Raw genomic sequence first — 18178 nt, 5'->3', positions numbered from 1 at the left:
CTGGTCGGTCCCGGTAACCTGGCCAGGTGCCGCCGTCGATCCCACACGCCGATCCGGGGACGGCGGACATCCGGGGGCCGGTGCGGTACCTGTGGTGGCTGGTGCGCCGCCAACCGTGGCGGGTGCTGCGCGGCGCCGGGCTCAGTACGATGTGGATGATCGGCCTGGCCGGCCGGCCGTACCTGGTGGCCCGGGCGATCGACGACGGACTGCGCCCCGGCCGGTGGGCCGTACTGGCCTGGTGGGTCGGCGCCGTGCTGGTCGCCGGGGTGCTGATCTCCGTGGTCGGCGTGCTGCGGCACCGCACGATGACCTACATCCGCGAGGACGCCACCGCCCGGTCCGCCGGGGTGCTGTCGCGGCAGTTGGCGCGCATCGGCGCGGTCCTGCCGAGCCGGCTCGCCACCGGCGAGGTGGCCACCGTCGGCGGCACCGACATCACCCACACCTCGCACGTGCTCACCCTGACCGGGCCGGGTGTCGGTGCGGTGCTGGCGTACCTGGTGGTCGCGGTCCTGCTCTGGTCGGTCTCGCCGGCGCTGGCGGCGGTCATCCTGATCGGCGTGCCGGTGGTCGCGGCACTGCTCGGCCCGCTGCTGCGCCGCTTGGACCGGGCCGAGCAAACCTACCGGCGGGAACAGGGCCAGCTCACCGCCCGGGCCGGTGACATCGTCGCCGGGCTGCGGGTGCTGGCCGGGGTCGGCGGTCGGTCCCTGTTCGCCGACCGCTACGTCACCGGGTCGCAGCGGCTGCGCGGGCACGGCTACCGGGTCGCGGCGGTGAACAGCTGGATCGAGGCGCTCACCGTCACCGTCCCCGGGTTGTTCCTCGCCGCCGTGGTCTGGCTCTCCGCCCGGATGGCGGTCGCCGACGAGATCACCGTCGGTGAGCTGGTCGCCGTCTACGGGTACGTCGCCGCGCTGACCGTCCCGGTCTGGTTCCTCCAGGAAGGCAGCTACCAGTTCATCCGGGGCCGGGTCGCGGCCCGCCGGATCGTGGCCCTGCTGCGGCTCACCCCCGATCCGGTGACCGACCTGCCGACGCGGCACACCGCCGCCGCCCCGCCGCAGCCGGCCGACCTGCACGACCCCGACAGCGGGTTGACCGTGCCGGCCGGGCGGATGATCGGGGTGGCGGTCGACGACCCGGGTGACGGGCAGGCCCTGGCCGACCGGCTCGGCCGGTTCCGTCGGTCCGCAGTGACCTGGGGCCCGGTGCCGCTGAGTGCGGTCGCGCTCGACGAGGTGCGGGCCCGGATTCTGGTCGCCGACCACGACGCGTACCTGTTCGCCGGCACGTTGCGGCAGATCCTGCAGGGTGCGCGGGCGGACGAGCCGGGACCGGTGAGTGACCGGCGGCTGCGGGCGGCGGTCCGGGTCGCCTCCGCCGACGACGTGGTGACGTCGCTACCGGACGGCCTGGCGACCCCGATCGGCAGTCGCGCCCGTACCCTCTCCGGCGGCCAACGTCAGCGGGTCCGGCTGGCCCGGGCGCTGCTGGTGGAGCCGGAGGTGCTGATCCTGATCGAGCCGACCTCGGCGGTCGACGCGCACACCGAGGCACGGGTCGCCGCCCGGTTGCGCACCGCGCGGGCAGGCCGGACCACGGTGCTGGTCACCACGTCCCCGCTGCTGCTCGCGGCCACCGACACGGTCGCGTACCTGCGGGGCAATCGGGTCGTCGGGATGGGCAGCCACGCGCGGCTGCTGGCCGGCGACCCGGGCTACCGGGCGCTGGTCGCCCGGGGCGGCGAACTGACCGACGCGGCCGGGTCGCAAGACCCGGCCGGCGGTTCGACGGCGACGTTGGGGCGGTCGTGACCGCCTCCGGTCGGCTGCCGGTGGCCGATCCACGCACCGTCCGGCGGGCGACCGGTGAACTGCTCGGCCAGCAACGCTGGGTGGTCGCCGGTATCCTGGTGCTGCACGTCGGCGCGGCCCTGGCCGGCCTGGCCGGGCCGTGGCTGCTCGGTCGGATCGTCGACGTGGTCACCAGCGGCGCGTCGGTGGCCACAGTGGACCGGCTGGCGGCGGCCCTGATCGGCTTCGTCCTGCTGCAAGGGCTGCTCACCCGCTTTGCCCGGTACGTCGGGCTGCGCTTCGGCGAACGGGCGGTGGCCCGGCTGCGCGAGGACTTCGTGCACCGCGTCCTCGGGCTACCGGTGTCGGTGGTCGAACGGGCCGGCACCGGCGACCTCGCCACCCGCAGCTCCAGCGACGTCGCCACGGTCGGCACCATGGTCCGCGACGTGGTGCCGGTGGTGGTGATCGCCACCGCGCAGCTGGTCCTGCTCTTCGGCGCGGTGTTCTGGCTGCATCCGCTGCTGGGGCTGGCCGGCCTGATCGGCCTGCCGTCGATCGTGGCGGTGACCCGCTGGTACCTGCGCCGGGCCCGCCCGGCCTACCTGACCGAGGGCGCGGCGATGGCCGCGTTGACCGACACGTTGACCACCACCGCCGACGGCACCCGCACGGTGGAGGCGCTGCGGCTGGGCGACGAACGGATCCGCGCCGCCCGGAACCGGATCGCCGACCTGTGGGCCGCCCGACGGGCCACCCTCGCCCTTCGTTCGGTGTACTTCCCGGTGGCCGAGGCCAGCGTCGCGCTGCCGATCGGGGCCGCGCTGCTGGTCGGCGGGCTGCTGCTGCACCGGGACACCGTCACCCTCGGCGCGGTGGTCGCCGCCGCGCTCTACCTGCAGCAGGCCGTCGACCCGCTGGACACCATCCTGCAGTGGATCGAACAGGCCCAGCGCGGGCTGGCGTCGTACGCCCGGGTCCTCGGCGTCGGGCAGGTGCCGCCGGAACCGCGCGGCCGAGGTGCCACCCCGACCGGCCGTGAGGTGCGGATGACCGGCCTGACCTTCGGCTACGGCGGCGGCGTCGACGTGCTGCGCGGCATCGACCTGACGGTGGCCGCCGGGCAGCGGCTGGCGATCGTCGGGCCGTCCGGGGCGGGCAAGTCCACCCTGGCCCGGCTGGTCGCCGGCATCGAGGTACCCCGTGACGGCGCGGTGCGCCTCGGCGGCTGCCCGGTGACCGACCTCGACCCGGCGCAGCGGCGTCGCCGGATCGCCCTGGTCACCCAGGAGCACCACGTCTTCATCGGCACGCTGCGCGACAACCTACGGTTCGCCGCCCCCGAGGCGTCCGACGAGGCGTTGCGGTCCGCGTTGGGCACGGTCGGTGCCGACTGGTACGCCGAGCTGCCCGACGGCCTGGACACCCTCCTCGGCGACGGCGCGCTCGATTTGTCGGCCGGGCACGCCCAGCAGGTGGCGCTCGCCCGGCTGGTGCTGGCCGATCCGGACATCCTGATCCTGGACGAGGCGACCGCCGCCCTCGACCCGACCACCGCCCGACGGACCGAGCAGGCGTTGGCGGCGGTGCTGGCCGGGCGGACCGTCATCGCCATCGCGCACCGGTTGAACTCGGCGCACGACGCCGACCGGGTGGCGGTGCTGGACCAGGGCCGGATCACCGAACAGGGCAGCCACGACGAGCTGATCGCCGCCGACGGCGCGTACGCCGCGCTGTGGCGCTCCTGGCACGGCTGACACCTGCGGCGGTGACGTCAGCCGTACCATCGGCGCAGGTGCCGACGGTGAAGGAGTGGCTGTGCTGGTGGTGCAGGGCCTGCTCGGCCCCGGTGGTCGGCTCGCCGTCTGGGCCGAGGACTCGACGTTGCCGGCGGCGCCGCCCCGGCGGCCGGGGCGACCGCCGCGCCGCCGCCCGCACCCGTTCGCCGCGGGACACGAGGCCCTGACCGCCGCGCTGAGTCCACTGCTCGGGTCGGTGGCGGTCAAGGCGGCCACCGGCAGTACGGCGGTCCGGCTGCCGACCGTCGCCGGCGCTCCGGTCGAGTCACCGGAGCTGGTGCGCACCCAGTCCGACGCGCCGACCACCGGGGTGGCCCGCGTCGGCGGCCACGCCGACTGGCTGGTGTCCACCCTGGAGTTCGACGCCGACGAGGCGTTGCCGGTGCTCTGCACCCTGCACGACGTCGATCCGGCGGCCGACGTCGCACCCGGCAGCGGTCTGCCGGGCGATGGCCTGCCGGACGGGCTGGTGATCGGTGCCGGAGTGCGCCACCTGGCGCTGCTCGCCGGGTTCGCCGCCGAACTGGTCGCCCGGGGCCGGGTGCTGCCCGTCGTGCGGACCGGGCCGGCACCCGGCTCGGCCATCGCCTGCTGGCTGCCGCTGCTGACCGGCGCCGACCGGCGGTGGGCCCGGTCGCTGGCGTTGGCCACCCCGGCGGCGGCGCTGGCCGCCGCGCCGCCCGACACCGGGCACCAGCGTGTCGCCGAGGCGCTGGACGCGTTGACCGACGCCGCCACGCGCGCCGCGCTGCACGGCGTACGGCTGGCCGAGGGGCGGGCCCGGTCCGGGCCGCTGGCCGCCCGCGACGCCTGGCTGACCGCGCTGACCGGACCCCGGCGGGACTTCACCGCCGGGGCTCGGGCCCTCGACGCGCTGGTCGCCGAGCTGGAGCACTGGCAGCGGGACGCGGCCGGCGGTCCGGTACGGGCGTTGTTCCGGTTACGCGAACCCGACCCCGCCACCGACGAGCAGCCCGCCGACGGGTCGGCCGGCCTCGCCGACGGGTCGGCCGGCTGGCGGTTGGAGTTCGCCTTGCAGGCCACCGCCGAACCGAGCCTGGTCGTCGACGCCCCGCTCGTCTGGGGCAGCGGCGGCGTACCGGCCCTGGCCCGGCACACCGCCGCGCCGCAGGAGACCCTGCTGGCCGAGCTGGGCCGGGCCAGCCGGCTCTGGCCGGCGATCGACGACGCGCTGCGTACCGCCACCCCCGAGGGCGTCGACCTGGACGTCACCGGCGCGCACCGGTTCCTGCGCGACGGGGCGCCGACCCTGCACGCCGCCGGGTTCGGCGTGCTGCTGCCCTCCTGGTGGCAGCGGCCGGCGGCCCGGCTCGGCGCCCGGCTGCGGGCCGCTACCCGGACCGCGCCGGGCACCGTCGCCGTCGACCGCCGGTTCGGCCTGCCCGACCTGGTCGACTACCGGTGGGAAGTGGCCCTCGGCGACCAGCCGCTGACCGAGCAGGAACTGCGCGACCTCGCCCGGGCCAAGACGCCGCTGGTGCGGGTGAGCGGCGAGTGGGTGGAGGTCGACCCGAAGCGGATCGCCGCCGGGTTGGCGCTGCTGCGCTCCGGTGGTGCGCTGACCGTCACGGAGCTGCTGCGGGTCGCCCTCGGCGCCGACGACGACGGCGTGGGGCTGCCGGTGCTGGGCATCGACGCCACCGGCGCGCTCGGTGACCTGCTCAGCGGCGAGGTGGAGCGCCGGCTCACCCCGGTGGCGGAACCGGCCGGTTTCCGGGGGCGGTTGCGGCCGTACCAGCAGCGGGGGCTGGCCTGGCTGCGGTTCCTGCAGTCCCTGGGGCTCGGCGGGGTGCTCGCCGACGACATGGGGCTCGGCAAGACCGTACAGCTGCTCGCCCTGCTCGCCGCCGACGCGCCCGACGCCGGCCCGACGCTGCTGGTCTGTCCGATGTCGCTGGTCGGCAACTGGCAGCGGGAGGCGGCCCGGTTCGTGCCGGAGCTGACCGTGCACGTGCACCACGGCACCGACCGGCCGCGCGGCGCACAGTTCGCCGCGGCGGTGTCGGGTGCCCGCCTGGTGATCACCACCTACGCGGTGGCCACCCGTGACGCCACCGACCTGGCCGAGGTCGGCTGGCACCGGATCATGGTCGACGAGGCGCAGGCGATCAAGAACGCGGCGACCCGGCAGGCCGTCGCGGTCCGGTCCCTGCCCGCCCGGCACCGGGTCGCGATCACCGGTACGCCGGTGGAGAACCGCCTCGCCGACCTGTGGTCCATCATGGAGTTCGCCAACCCGGGGCTGCTCGGCGGCGCGGCCAGTTTCCGCCGTCGCTATGCCGAGCCGGTGGAACGCCACGGCGACACCGACGCCGCCGGGCGGCTGCGCCGGATCACCGGCCCGTTCGTGCTGCGCCGGCTCAAGACCGACAGGTCGATCATCTCCGACCTGCCGGAGAAGCTGGAGATGGAGGTGCTGTGCCACCTCACCGCCGAACAGGCCTCGCTGTACCAGGCAGTGGTCGACGACATGATAGGCCGCATCGAGTCCAGCGACGGCGTCGAGCGGCGTGGTCTGGTGCTGGCCGCGATGACGAAACTCAAGCAGATCTGCAACCACCCGGCGCAGTTCCTGCGTGACGGCTCGCACCTGGCCGGGCGCTCCGGCAAACTCGACCGGCTCACCGGCATCCTCGACGAGGTGCTGGCGGCGGGGGAGAAGGCGCTGCTGTTCACCCAGTACGCCGAGTTCGGTGCGATGCTGCGCGGGCATCTGTCGGCGTACACCGGTCGGGAGGTGCTGTTCCTGCACGGCGGGCTGGCCAAGGCCGAGCGTGACGACCTCGTCGCCCGGTTCCAGGACGGCCACGCCGACGGTGCCGGGCGGGCCGGGCCGCCGCTGTTCGTGCTGTCGTTGAAGGCCGGCGGCACCGGGCTGACCCTGACCGCCGCCAACCACGTGGTGCATGTGGACCGGTGGTGGAACCCTGCGGTGGAGGACCAGGCCACCGACCGGGCGTTCCGGATCGGCCAGCGGCGGGCGGTGCAGGTCCGCAAGTTCGTCTGCGCCGGCACCGTGGAGGAGAAGATCGCGGCGATGGTGGCGGACAAGCGTGGCCTGGCCGCGCGGATCGTCGGCAGCGGCGAGCAGTGGCTCACCGAGCTGTCGACCGCGCAGCTGCGGGAGTTGTTCGCGTTGGAGGCCGGGTCGGTGGGCGAATGAGCCGGTTCGACGACTACGGGCGGCCCCGGCGGGTCGACGGCGGGCTGCGCGCCCGCAGCACCCGTGGCACCATCGGGCAGTCCTGGTGGTCGCGACGCTTCGTCGACGTGCTGGAGTCGTTCGCGTTGGGCACCCGGCTGACCCGGGGCCGCTCCTACGCCCGGGCCGGGCAGGTGCTCGCCCTGACGGTCGCGCCCGGCGCGGTGACCGCCCAGGTGCAGGGTTCCCGGCCCCGGCCGTACCAGGTGCGGATCGGGCTGACGCCGTTCGGCGCGCCGGTGTGGCAGCGCGTCGAGCAGACCCTGGCCGGTCAGGCGCTGTACAGCGCCCGGCTGCTCGCCGGGGATCTGCCGCCGGAGCTGGAGGAGGTGTTCGCCGCCGCCGGGGCACCGCTGTTCCCCAGCGGAGTCGACGAGTTGACGATGCGGTGCAACTGCCCGGACGAGGCGGTGCCGTGCAAACACCTGGCCGCGACCTGCTATCTCCTGGCGGAGGAGTTCGACACCGATCCGTTCCAGATCCTGCACTGGCGGGGGCGGGACCGGGCCACGTTGCTGGCGCAGCTGCGGCGGGCCCGGACCGGCGGTGACGTCACGGCACCGGCACCCGAGGGCGACCCGGCGGCGGACGGCCCCGCCGTGGCCGGCTCGCCGGTCGGTGCCGCGGCGGCGTTGGCCGATCTGGCGCCGCCGGTGGCGGACGTCGACTTCTGGCGTCCGCCGGTGCCGTTGCCGGCCCGGGAGCCGGTCCTGCCGGCCGGTGCCGACCTGCTGCTGCGTCAGCTCGGCGCGCCGGCACCGGCGATCGGTGGACCCGGTCTGGTGGAGCTGCTCGGCCGGGCGTACCGGCGGTTCGCCGGCCCGCCCGCCGAGACTGGCCCGCCCGCAGCCGCTGGGCTTGCGCCGGACGACGCGGTCACCAGCGGCGGGCGCGCAGCGCGAGCACCCCGGCGGCGCTGAGCGCGATGGTGCAGATGACGGCCGCGACAGCGCCACCGAAGAGGGCGAGCAGCGGGATCATCGCCCACAGCAGCACACTGGTGACGATGGCGGCCCGGTTGCGTACAGTGGCTGGCTGATCGCCCAGGCGGGCGACGAATTCCGGATCGGTCGTCCGCAAATGGCGGGCGATCTGGTCGAACCGGCGCTGGTCCTCCCTGCTGAGCATGGCGTGCCTTCCCTTCCCGAACTGACCCGACGGTGCGTCGATGCGCCGAGGCGTGCCGCGTCGGCTGTCCCGGCGATGTGCGGTTGCCGGGCGGACGACCATCGGCGCATTACCCATTCGGCCGCGGCCCACTCCGGCCGCGTCTGGCGGCACCCGCGTGAACCGGCATACGCCGCACCGCCGCAGGGCGGCAGACCCTGCGGCGGCGAGCTGTCGGGACGGTACGGCTACCCCGGACGAGGTGAGCGCCGGTGGCGGCAGGTTCACCCGCCGCACCGGCGCTCACCCGGACGAGCACCGCGTCCGGTCGGTCCTGGTTGAGGGCGCTGTGCCCGATCGTGGCTACAAGGCGCGGCGCAGGGTGGAGACCTGCCGGGGGACGGCGACCGGCGCGTGGGCGGCGACCGGCGGTGGTACGTGGACCGCCCCGGTCGGCGCGGTGCGGGGCCGGGGCAACCGGGGCACCGGGACGGCCGGCGCGGCCAGCTCCCGGGCGTCGACGACGAGCTGCTGTACGGCGTAGGAGTGCGGCAGATGCCAGCCGACCTCCTGCGGGCCGACCGCCCAGCGGACCGGCCCTTCGGGCAGCAGCGTCGGTGGTGCCGGGATCCACGATCCGGGCCCGTGCTGGATCACGTCCAACGAGTCGTCGAGTTCGGGCCGCAGTGTGTCGCCAGGGCGTACCAGGAACATCCATCGCCCGGTCGGGGTGACCGCGACCGGACCGCGCAGCTGGCCCTGCCCGGGCATCGCGGCCCCGCCGCGCATCCGCAGGGTGCACAGCACCCGCAGGCCGAGCCGGGCCGGCACGTCCAGGACATCGAATGCGTGCCCGGTGGCGAGCAGGACCGGGTGGGGGCGGGTACGCCACCAGGCGCTCACCCGGTCGGGCCGGTCACTGGCGTCGCGCTCCCAGGTCTCCTGTGCCGGGTGGCAACCGAGGATGGGGCAGCTGAGCCGGTCGCACCGGAATCGGCCCCTGAACAGAACCGCTCCGGGTGTCACCGGCCAGCCGTGCGCGGCGTACCGCAGCGCGGCGCGGCGCAGCCGAAGGCGGCCGAAGGAGGGCGGTTGGACCGTCCACCGCATGATCGAATTTCCCCCAAGCTTGTGGTCGTGCTGAACGGATGGGGGCAGCCACGATCGGCGTGGGTCGACCGGTGACCCGTTCGACGACACGCCGGAAAGTTTTTGGCTGCCAGGCCTTTGCAACTTGCATCGAAAACTACGAGCATCTGTGATGGACGTAACGCACTGGCTGTGCGATGAGCACGGTCCGCTGTCCGGCGTTCGGGGGGATGCCGCTTCGACCAGCACAAACGCCGGCACCGGGGGGAGCCGGGTGACCCGAGGGGGGAACACAGTGAGCGTGGAGGAGTTACCCATCGGCCGGCGCGTCGCCTACTGGCGGGGCCGCAGGAAGATGTCCCAACAGGTCTTCGCCGACCGGCTCGGCAAATCCAAGAGCTGGGTCGACAAGGTCGAACGTGGGGTCCGGCGACTCGACAAGTTCTCGGTGGTCCACGAGATCGCCGACGTACTCCAGATCGACGTGCAGCTGCTGCTCGGCAAGGACCCGGAACGGCGCCCGGAGAGCGTCAGCTGCATCGACCAGGTGGAGGTCGAGGAGATCCGGGCGGCGCTCGAGCGCTACGACTCCATCAGCACCTTCTTCCAGCCGGCGGCGACACCACCGCAGCTGGCCGAGATGCGCAAGGCCACCAACCACGCCTGGCTCACCTTCCAACACGCCAAGTACGGCGTACTGGCGCGGGCGCTGCCCCGACTGCTACGCGACGCGCAGGCGGCCGACGCGCACTACACCAGCGGTGACGAGGCGCGGCAGGTGGCGAGCCTGCTGGGCCAGCTCTACCAGATCGCCTCGTCGACGCTGCGCAAGCTCGGCGAGTACGACCTCGCCTGGCTGGCCGCCGACCGCTCGATCGCGGTGTCCCACCGGGCCGGTGACCACCTGCTGACCGGAGTGGCGACCTGCCGGGTCGGCAACGCCCTGCTGGCCCTGGGCCGCTCTCGCGCGGCCCTCGAAGTGAACGTGAACATTGCCAACCGGTTGGCCCCGGCCGACGACCGGTCCAGCACCCCCGAGCAGCTGTCGGTGTACGGGCTGCTGTTGTTGCAGGGGGCCATGGCCGCCGCGCGGATCGGCGACAGCGCCACCGTCCGCGACCTGGTCAACGGCGCCGAGGACGCCGCCCGGGCACTGGGTGAGGACCACAACCACTACTGGACCTGCTTCGGCCCGACCAACGTGCAACTGCACCGGGCGGCGGCCGCGGTCGAGCTCGGCGAGGGCCGCGCGGCGGTGGAGACCCACCGGGTCGTCCTGGAAGCGCCCGGGTTCAACGCGTTGCTGCCGGAGCGGCGGGCCCACCACATGCTCGACATCGCCCGGGGCTATGCGCAGTTCGGCGAGTTGGACAAGGCCACCGAGATGCTGCTGGAGGGTGACCGGCTGGCCCCGGCCGAGATCCGCTGCCGTCCGGTGGCCCACGCGGTCATGTCCGACGTGCTGCGCCGCACCCGGGGCACTCCGGCCGCCCCGGTCGCCGAACTCGCCGAGCACATGGGAGTCGGCGTGTGACCAGGCCTCCGAAGGATCTCAGTCGATGATGGCAGAGGTGGTGGCGTGACCCCGGCCGGTGCCCGGACCCTCTATGTGATCGCCTGCGGCAGTCCAGCCTCCCGACACGTCGGGAGGCTGGTCACGCTCGCCCAGCAGCGCGCCTGGACGGTGTGCGTGGTGGTCACCCCGGACGGACGCAAGTTCGTCGACGTACCGGGGCTGGCCGCGTTGACCGGCCACCCGGTGCGCGCCGACTACAAGAACCCCGGCGACCCCGACGTGCTCCCCGCCGCCGACGCGGTCATCGTCGCGCCGGCCACCTCGAACACCATCAACAAGTGGGCCGCCGGGATCACCGACACCCTCGCCCTCGGGCTGGTGGTCGAAGCCCAGGGCAAGGGCCTGCCGATCGTCACGCTGCCGTTCACCAACACCGCGCTCGCCAGGCACCCCGCGTTCCAGGCCAGCGTCGCCCGACTGCGCGACTGGGGGGTGCGCGTCCTGCTCGGCGACGACGTCCTGCCGCTGCAGCCACCGGGCGCCGGGGAGCAGATCCTCGACCGGATTCCCTGGCAGCTGACCCTCGACGCGCTCGACGACGAGCTGGCCACCGGCTGAACGTCGCGGGCCCCGACCGGTAGATGGGTAAGCTGGGCCGCCGTGGACACCACTGCATCATCACCGGTACGGTCCAGCGTCGCGCCGTCGGTCCGGGTCGCCGAGGTGATCGCCGCCGTCGAGCGGCGGTACCCGCCGGCCTGGGCCGAACAATGGGACCGGGTCGGCCTGATCCTCGGCGAACCCGACGCGCCGGTACGCCGCGTGTGGTGCGTCGTCGACGTCGTACCGGAATCGGTCGCCGAAGCGGTCGGCGCCGGCGCCGACATGATCATCGCCCACCATCCGTTGCTGCTGCGCGGCGTCTCGACCGTCGCCCCGACCACGTACCAGGGGCGGATCGTCCACCAGCTGATCCGGGCCGGTGTCGCGCTGTACGCCGCCCACACCAACGCCGACGTGGCCAACCCGGGCGTTTCCGACGCCCTCGCCACCCGGCTCGGCCTGACCGACCTGCGTCCCCTCGTACCGGCCGCCCCCGGCAGCCCGGCCGCCACCGTCGCCGGGCAGGGCTCCGGCCGCATCGGCACCCTTCCCGTACCGCTGAGCCTCGCCGAACTGACCCGGCACGCCGCCGCGGTGCTGCCGCCCACGGCCTGGGGGGTCCGCGCGGCCGGCGACCCGAAGCGGACCATCACCACCGTGGCGGTCTGCGGCGGCGCCGGCGGCTCGTTGCTCGACGCGGCGAACGCCGCCGGAGTCGACGCCTACCTCACCGCCGACCTGCGCCACCACCCGGTCAGCGAGCAGGCCTCGGGCGCCGGACCGGCGCTGCTCGACGCCGCCCACTGGGCCACCGAACGCCCCTGGCTCGACGACCTCGCCGCCCACCTGCGCACCGATCTGGCGGTCGAGGCGACCGCATCCGACCTCGACACCGACCCGTGGACGCTGCACGCGCCGTCGGCCGGGCGCCCCGTCGTCGCGGCACACGCCGCCGCCACCCACCGATGAAGGAGCACCACCCGTGAAGGCAGACCCGCAAGCCCAGCGCCGCCTGCTCGACCTGCAGGCGATCGACACCGCGCTCGCCCAGCTCGCCCACCGCCGGCGGACCCTGCCCGAGCACGCCGAACTGGACGCCCTGGCCCGGGAACTGTCGTCCCTGGAGGACGAACGGGTCCGCGCCCAGGTCGCCGTCGACGACCTGGACCGCGACATCGCCCGGCTGGAACGTGACATCGAGCAGGTCCGCAACCGTAAGGACAAGGACCAGGCGCGGCTCACCCTCGGCTCCGGCCCGGCCCGCGAACTGGAGGCCCTGCAGCACGAGATGGCGTCGCTGACCCGCCGGCAGACCGAGCTGGAAGACGCCGAACTGGAGCTGATGGAGCAGCGGGAGACCGCCCAGGCGACCCTCGACGAGGTCACCGGCCGGCTCGACGCCGCCCGGCAGCGGCGCGCCGAGGTCGAACAGGCCCGGGAACGGGCCCTCGCCGAGATCGCCAGCGAGGAACAGTTCAAGACCTCGTCGCGGGCCCCGCTCGCCAACGACCTCCCCGCCGACCTGGTCACCCTCTACGACAAGATCCGCGAAAACTCCGGCGGGCTGGCCGCCGCCCTGCTGCGCGGCGGCCGCTGCGGCGGCTGCCGTCTCGAGTTCTCCGCCACCGAACGGAGCCGGATCAAGGCCGCCGACCCCGCCGAGGTGGTCCGCTGCGAGGACTGCCGCCGGATCATGGTGCGGACCGCCGAGTCGGGCCTGTGAGCACCGCGATGAAGGTCATCGTCGAGGCCGACGGCGGCGCCCGGGGCAATCCGGGACCCGCCGGGTACGGGGCCGTGGTGCTCGACGCCGGCAGCGGCGCGGTGCTCGCCGAACGGGGCGAGGCGATCGGTGTCGCCACCAACAACGTCGCCGAGTACCAGGGCCTGATCGCTGGGCTGCGCGCCGCCGCCGAACTCGGCGCGACCGCGGTCGACGTACGGATGGACTCGAAACTGGTCGTCGAGCAGATGTGCGGCCGCTGGCAGATCAAGAACCCCGGGCTGCGTCCGCTCGCCGCGCAGGCCGCCACCCTCGTCCGCGAGTTCGACATGGTCAGCTTCGGCTGGATCCCCCGGGAGAAGAACAAGCGGGCCGACGCGCTGGCCAACCGGGCGATGGACCGGGCCGCCGGGAAACCGACCTCGACCGTCGGGGAACCGGCCCCGGCTGCCGCCGGGGCCGACCCGGCGTCGCCGGCTGTGGGTGCCGATCCGGTGTCGCCGGCTGTGGGTATCGATCCGGTGTCGCCGGCTGTGGGTGCCGATCCGGTGTCGCCGGCGCCAGTCGGTCGGTCCATGTTCGACGCCGCCGGCTCTGGCCCCACCCCGACCGCCTCCTGGGAGCCGCCGGCAACCGCCACCGCCACTCGGCTGATCCTGGTCCGCCACGGCGAGACCGGGCTGAACAAGCAGAGCCGCTACTCCGGCCGGGGCGACGTACCGCTGTCTGAGCAGGGCGTCGCGCAGGCCGCCGCCGCTGCCGCCCGGATCGCGGTGATCCGCTCCGCCGTCGACGTGATCGTCAGCTCGCCGCTGTCGCGTTGCGTCGCCACCGCCACCGCGATCGCCGCGCAGGTCGGCGACCCACCGGTACGTACCGACGACGACCTGATCGAATGCGACTTCGGCGAATGGGAGGGCCGCACCTTCGCCGAGGTCCGCGAACGCTGGCCGGCCGAGCTGACCGCGTGGCTGGGCTCCACCGCGCTGGCCCCGCCGGGCGGGGAGTCGTTCGTGCAGGTGACAGCGCGGGTACGTAGGTCGGTGCGGGGGCTGCTCACCGCGTACCGGGGAAAGACGGTGGTGGTCGTCTCGCACGTCTCCCCGCTCAAGATCATGCTGCGGGACGCGCTGGGGGCCGGGGACGCGCTGCTGCACCGGCTCTACCTCGACCCGACCGGCATCTCGGTGATCGACACCTGGCCTGACGGTGGCGTCGCGGTACGCACCGTCAACGACACCGCCCACCTCGCCGGCATCGCCACCCCCTGACCCCCTCTTTCGCGACGATCTTGCACTCATCGCGAAGATTTGTCCGTTATATCCTTCGATAAGTGCAAGATCATCGGGATCTTGGACGGGCGCGGGCCACGATGATCAGCGGCGGCTAGGCTCCGACGGGTGGACATCGCCGAGCTGGCCCTGCTCGTCGGGGCAGGGTTGGCGGCCGGCACCGTCAACGCGGCCGCCGGCGGCGGCTCGCTGATCACCTTCCCTGCGTTGATCGCCGTCGGGCTGCCCCCGGTCGCGGCGAACGTCACCAACGCCATCGCGGTCTGCCCCGGCTACGTCGCCAGCACCGTCGGCAGCCGAGACGACCTGCCGCGCCGTCGCCGGATCTGGCGCCTGGTGCCGACCGCAGTCGCCGGGGCGGTCCTCGGCTGCGTCCTGCTGCTGGTCACCCCGGCCCGGGTCTTCGAACTGATCGTGCCGTTCCTGGTGATCAGCGCGGCGGCGGTGCTCGGCTTTCAGAACCAGCTGCGCCGACTCGTCGGCGAACCCCACCACCTGCCGGCCGGGCGTGAGCAGTGGTCACTGCAGGCGATGACCTTCTTCTGCGCCGCGTACGGCGGATACTTCGGTGCCGCACTCGGGGTGATGCTGGTCGCCGGGCTGGCCCTGGTGCTCGACGAAACCCTCAACGGCGTGGTCGCGCTGAAGAACCTGCTCTCGGCAGCGGTCGGGGTCACCACCGTCGCCGTGTTCGCCATCTTCGGCCCGGTCGACTGGCTGGCGGCGGCGACGGTCGCACCGGCCACCATCGTCGGCGGCTACGTCGGCGCGCGAGTGGTACGCAAACTCCCGCCGACCGTCCTGCGCTTCGGGATCGTCGTCTTCGGCATCGGAATCGGCGTCCTGCTGCTGGTCCGCGCCCTACGCTGAGCCGCTGGCCCGTCCTCCGACGACGACCGGCCACCCACGATCATGGTCGGATGGCGCGAACGCTGGTGTACCTGGTTCGGCACGGCGAGCAGAACAGCGATGAGACCGGGCCGGACCCGGGCCTGTCGGAGCTGGGTCGGCGGCAGGCGCGCCGACTCGGTGCCCGGTTGCGTGCGGTGCCGTTCGATGCCGTCCACCACGGCCCGGCCGCGCGGGCCGCGCAGACCGCCGAGGAGCTCTCCGACTTCCTGCCGGGAGTCCCGGTGCACGAGTGTCGGTTCGCCGCCGACGTGACGCCCGTGCCGACACCTGGGCGGGCCGGCCAGGCGGTGCCACAGCGGTACGCCGATTTCCTCGACGCGGTCCCCGAACTGGAGCGCGACCCGGGCGCGGTACGGGTCCAGGCAGCGGTGAACCGCTTGGGGCGGGTCGGTGACGTCGACCGGTACGAGTTGGTGGTGACGCACAACTTCGTGATCGGCTGGTTCGTCCGGCATGCGCTGGACGCGCCGTACTGGCGGTGGCTCGGGCTGAACCAGTTCAACTGCGGGTTGACCATCGTGCAGTGGCGTGCCGATGCTGCACCGACTCTGGTGAGCTTCAACGACATCGGCCACCTGCCGCTGGACGAGCGCGGCCAGCCACCGGTGGAGCTGCTGAGCTGAGCAGAGCCTGGGCTGTGGGTGAGCGTCCGGCCGTGGGTGAGTGTCGCGTCGTGGATCTAGAAGGATCTGGTCGGTATATCGACCACAATCCTTCTAGATCACCGCTGACCGAAGGGCTCGGCCAGCCTGTCGCTCGGCGGTGATCGTGGGCTGCGTACGATTGATCCTCGGACGGACGAGTCGACCGGGCGGCCGCGTCAGCGGGGGATACGTCCCCTGCTGCCGAGGAACGTCCGGACTCCACAGGGCAGGGTGGTTGTTAACGGCAACCCGGGGCGACCCGCGGGACAGTGCCACAGAAAACAGACCGCCGGGCGGTAAAACGCCAGGTAAGGGTGAAACGGTGGGGTAAGAGCCCACCAGCATCCCGGGTGACCGGGATGGCTCGGTAAACCCCACCCGGAGCAAGGCCAAAAGGGCCGGTGTCGCGAGACGCCGACCTGCGCAGGCGTTCGAGGGCTGCCCGCCCGAGCCTGCGGGTAGGCCGCTGGAGCCTGCCGGCGACGGTAGGCCGAGATGGATGGCCGCCCCCGCTGCGCAGCCGGGCAACTGGTGCGTACGGGACAGAATCCGGCGTACAGGTCGACTCGTCCGTCCCATCACGGAGTGACCTGATAGCGGGCCAGCATCGACACGACGGTCTCGACGCGAGCGGTCAGGACTTCGTCCGCCCGGTGGCGGATCCGGACCGAGGTGATGGTGGCACCGGAGTCGTTGGCCAGTTCCAGGTTAAGTGTGCTGGTGCCGATGAAGGGATACTCGTACCAGCCCTGCGGGTCGTCGGCGTCGGTGCCATCGAGCCCGGATTCGACGGCGTCCCAGTCCCAGTTGTCGGCCTCGTAGCCGACCAGGTCGGCGAGCGACTCGACCAGGGTGCGGACATTCGTCGCACGAACCCAGCCTTCGGTGGTCGCGGGCGGGCGCGGCTCGTCGCTGGTGCTCATCCGGTGAGGGTACGGCGGGGCGGTGGTGTCGAAGGCCGTCCGCGAGTGGGCGCAGCGGTTGCCGGGTGAGACAGCCGGATATCGAGCCGAGGATCAAGATCAATGTGAGCGTCATAGCCCTTAAGTTGCGAGGTTAGGGACTATGACGCTCACATTGATCTTGCCCGAGCGGGTGACGGTAGGCAGCGGGCGTCGATCAGCCCTGCAGTGTCAGTGCGCCATGAGGTGACGGGTGAAGAACCGGACCGCGCTGTCCAGTTCGTGGTCCGGGAGTCGGTCGGCGTGCCGGCCCGGGTTGGCGTGCAACGTCTTCTCGGTCGAACCGAACGCGTCGAACAGGGCCAGGCTCTGCTCCCGGGGCACCCGTTCATCGTCCCACTGGACCAGAAACTCGACCGGCACACTGATCCGAGCCGCAGCGTCCAGCGTGGCAGCGGCGGCGGCTCCGCCGAGGCCGAGGACCGCCGCGCGGACGCGCGGTTCGGCGGCGACGAACGGCACGCCGAGGCCGCAGCCCAGCGAGACTCCCCAGTAGCCGACCGGGCCGGCGTCGAGATGGTCGAGGACGGCCCGCCATTCCGGAACGGTCTGCTCGGCGACCAGGGCGTGGAAGTCGGCGAGCAGCCCGGCCAGGTCGCCACCGGAGCTGGCAGCGGCCTGGATCTCGGTGGCGATGCGCTGGTAGCGCTCGTCGGTCGGCCGCTCGCCGTGGTTCGGCACATCGACGCAGACGGCCGCGAAGCCGCTGGACACGAATCGGCGGGCACGGTGCAGGACGCCGGGAGCGGTCTTGTGCTGGCCGCCGCCGTGGCCGATGACGATCAGCGGCGGACGGTCGGCGCCGCTGCCGGTTGAGGTCCAAAGCACAGCGGGTACGCCGTCGACGGCGAAGTGTTCTTCCTGGATGGTGTGCATGCGCGTACGCGCCTTTCGAGAGTCCCTTGTGCGGGCGCTCCCTAGACCATGCGGGGGAGGGAGTCCCGACCTGTCACAGCGTTGATCGGACTCACCTCCTCAGGCAGCAGCCATGCACGGCGCAGCGATCGTAGCGCAGCCCACCCGCTATCGGCGCTCAGCTTTCGGCCGAAGGCGTACCAGCAGGTCAGCTCACGGCCTTCTTGACAAGGGCGGCGATGTTCTCTGCGGCCTGCTCGCTGAGCTGGGTAACGGCGAAGGACGTCGGCCACAGGCCGCTGTCGTCGGCGAGGTTGGCTGCAGCGGTGAAGCCAAAGGTGGAGTAGGGCTCCTTGTCCGCGTGTCCGCTGCGGAAGAAGCACACGACCTTGCCCTTCCTCGCGTACGCCGGCTGGCCGTACCAGAGCTTCGGGGACAGGTCGGGGGCGTTGGTGGTGACGATGGCGTGAGTGCTTTCGGCCAGTGCGCGGTCCGACGGTTCCATCTGGGCGATCTTCGACAGCACGTCGAGCTCCTCGGCGGCTGCCTTGCTACCACGACTGCGGGTCGTCTCCTTCTTGAGCTCTGCGGCGCGTTCCTTCATGGCGGCGCGCTCGCTCTCGGAGAATCCGTCTGTGCCTGCCTTGCCCATCG

The 18178-nt window shown here is 73.1% G+C and carries 16 protein-coding genes and 1 other RNA gene; 12 read left to right on the top strand and 5 right to left on the bottom strand.

Annotated features, from left to right (window positions below; all coding sequences use genetic code 11):
• Positions 1–122 precede the first annotated feature (122 nt).
• The 4 genes from O7623_RS10690 (at position 123) to O7623_RS10675 (ending at position 7741) form a co-directional block, all read left to right on the top strand.
• The gene (locus O7623_RS10690) at positions 123–1820 is read left to right on the top strand and encodes an ABC transporter ATP-binding protein (RefSeq protein ID WP_282229375.1); all 1698 of its coding nucleotides are present in this window, start codon (positions 123–125) and stop codon (positions 1818–1820) included.
• Complete coding sequence (locus O7623_RS10685; RefSeq protein ID WP_282228454.1) at positions 1817–3556, top strand: ABC transporter ATP-binding protein; 1740 nt, start codon at positions 1817–1819, stop codon at positions 3554–3556. The genes O7623_RS10690 and O7623_RS10685 overlap by 4 nt, the downstream gene beginning before the upstream one ends.
• A gap of 61 nt (positions 3557–3617) precedes the next feature.
• Positions 3618–6782, top strand: a complete 3165-nt coding sequence (locus O7623_RS10680; RefSeq protein ID WP_282228453.1) for a DEAD/DEAH box helicase — start codon at positions 3618–3620, stop codon at positions 6780–6782.
• Positions 6779–7741, top strand: a complete 963-nt coding sequence (locus O7623_RS10675; protein WP_282228452.1) for an SWIM zinc finger family protein — start codon at positions 6779–6781, stop codon at positions 7739–7741. The genes O7623_RS10680 and O7623_RS10675 overlap by 4 nt, the downstream gene beginning before the upstream one ends.
• On the opposite strand, the gene O7623_RS10670 is transcribed toward O7623_RS10675, so the two are convergent.
• Both O7623_RS10670 and O7623_RS10665 read right to left on the bottom strand, forming a co-directional pair.
• Positions 7698–7949 carry a DUF3040 domain-containing protein gene (locus O7623_RS10670; RefSeq protein ID WP_282228451.1) on the bottom strand — a complete coding sequence of 84 codons (252 nt, stop codon included), beginning with the start codon at positions 7947–7949 and terminating at the stop codon, positions 7698–7700. The two genes, O7623_RS10675 and O7623_RS10670, sit on opposite strands and share 44 nt — an antisense overlap.
• A 342-nt stretch (positions 7950–8291) precedes the next feature.
• A complete protein-coding gene (locus O7623_RS10665; protein ID WP_282228450.1) occupies positions 8292–9038 on the bottom strand; it encodes a bifunctional DNA primase/polymerase in 747 nt (248 codons plus the stop codon).
• A gap of 280 nt (positions 9039–9318) precedes the next feature.
• Between O7623_RS10665 and O7623_RS10660 the strand changes: the two genes are divergently transcribed.
• From O7623_RS10660 to rnpB, 8 genes are all read left to right on the top strand, one after another.
• The gene (locus O7623_RS10660) at positions 9319–10551 is read left to right on the top strand and encodes a helix-turn-helix domain-containing protein (protein WP_282228449.1); all 1233 of its coding nucleotides are present in this window, start codon (positions 9319–9321) and stop codon (positions 10549–10551) included.
• A gap of 45 nt (positions 10552–10596) precedes the next feature.
• Positions 10597–11151, top strand: coding sequence for a flavoprotein (locus O7623_RS10655; RefSeq protein WP_282228448.1), 555 nt, complete (start codon positions 10597–10599; stop codon positions 11149–11151).
• A 42-nt stretch (positions 11152–11193) separates the two neighbouring features.
• Positions 11194–12105: a Nif3-like dinuclear metal center hexameric protein gene (locus O7623_RS10650; RefSeq protein WP_282228447.1), complete on the top strand. Its 912-nt coding sequence runs from the start codon at positions 11194–11196 to the stop codon at positions 12103–12105.
• 13 nt (positions 12106–12118) lie between these two features.
• On the top strand, positions 12119–12859 hold the full coding sequence (locus O7623_RS10645; RefSeq protein ID WP_282228446.1) for a C4-type zinc ribbon domain-containing protein: 741 nt from the start codon (positions 12119–12121) through the stop codon (positions 12857–12859).
• An 8-nt stretch (positions 12860–12867) separates the two neighbouring features.
• The gene (locus O7623_RS10640; RefSeq protein WP_282229374.1) at positions 12868–14130 is read left to right on the top strand and encodes a bifunctional RNase H/acid phosphatase; all 1263 of its coding nucleotides are present in this window, start codon (positions 12868–12870) and stop codon (positions 14128–14130) included.
• Positions 14131–14259: 129 nt separating this feature from the next.
• Positions 14260–15021: a sulfite exporter TauE/SafE family protein gene (locus tag O7623_RS10635; RefSeq protein ID WP_282228445.1), complete on the top strand. Its 762-nt coding sequence runs from the start codon at positions 14260–14262 to the stop codon at positions 15019–15021.
• 50 nt (positions 15022–15071) lie between these two features.
• On the top strand, positions 15072–15686 hold the full coding sequence (locus O7623_RS10630; RefSeq protein WP_282228444.1) for a histidine phosphatase family protein: 615 nt from the start codon (positions 15072–15074) through the stop codon (positions 15684–15686).
• A 176-nt stretch (positions 15687–15862) separates the two neighbouring features.
• Positions 15863–16280: RNase P RNA component class A (gene rnpB / locus O7623_RS10625), an RNA gene on the top strand.
• 5 nt (positions 16281–16285) lie between these two features.
• Here rnpB and O7623_RS10620 read toward each other — a convergent pair.
• The 3 genes from O7623_RS10620 to O7623_RS10610 all read right to left on the bottom strand — a co-directional run bounded on the left by O7623_RS10620 (position 16286) and on the right by O7623_RS10610 (position 18176).
• Entirely contained in the window at positions 16286–16630 is a 345-nt protein-coding gene (locus tag O7623_RS10620; RefSeq protein WP_282228443.1) for a hypothetical protein, read from the bottom strand.
• A 210-nt stretch (positions 16631–16840) separates the two neighbouring features.
• Positions 16841–17545 (bottom strand): dienelactone hydrolase family protein, encoded by a 705-nt coding sequence (locus tag O7623_RS10615; RefSeq protein WP_282228442.1) that lies wholly within the window; start codon positions 17543–17545, stop codon positions 16841–16843.
• Between the two features lie 187 nt (positions 17546–17732).
• Positions 17733–18176: a DUF1801 domain-containing protein gene (locus O7623_RS10610; protein ID WP_282228441.1), complete on the bottom strand. Its 444-nt coding sequence runs from the start codon at positions 18174–18176 to the stop codon at positions 17733–17735.
• Positions 18177–18178 lie beyond the last annotated feature (2 nt).

Source organism: Solwaraspora sp. WMMD791 (assembly GCF_029581195.1).
Taxonomy (GTDB): Bacteria; Actinomycetota; Actinomycetes; order Mycobacteriales; family Micromonosporaceae; genus Micromonospora_E.
The sequence above is the reverse complement of the archived record's forward strand: the minus strand, read 5'-3'. Positions and strand labels throughout refer to the sequence as shown.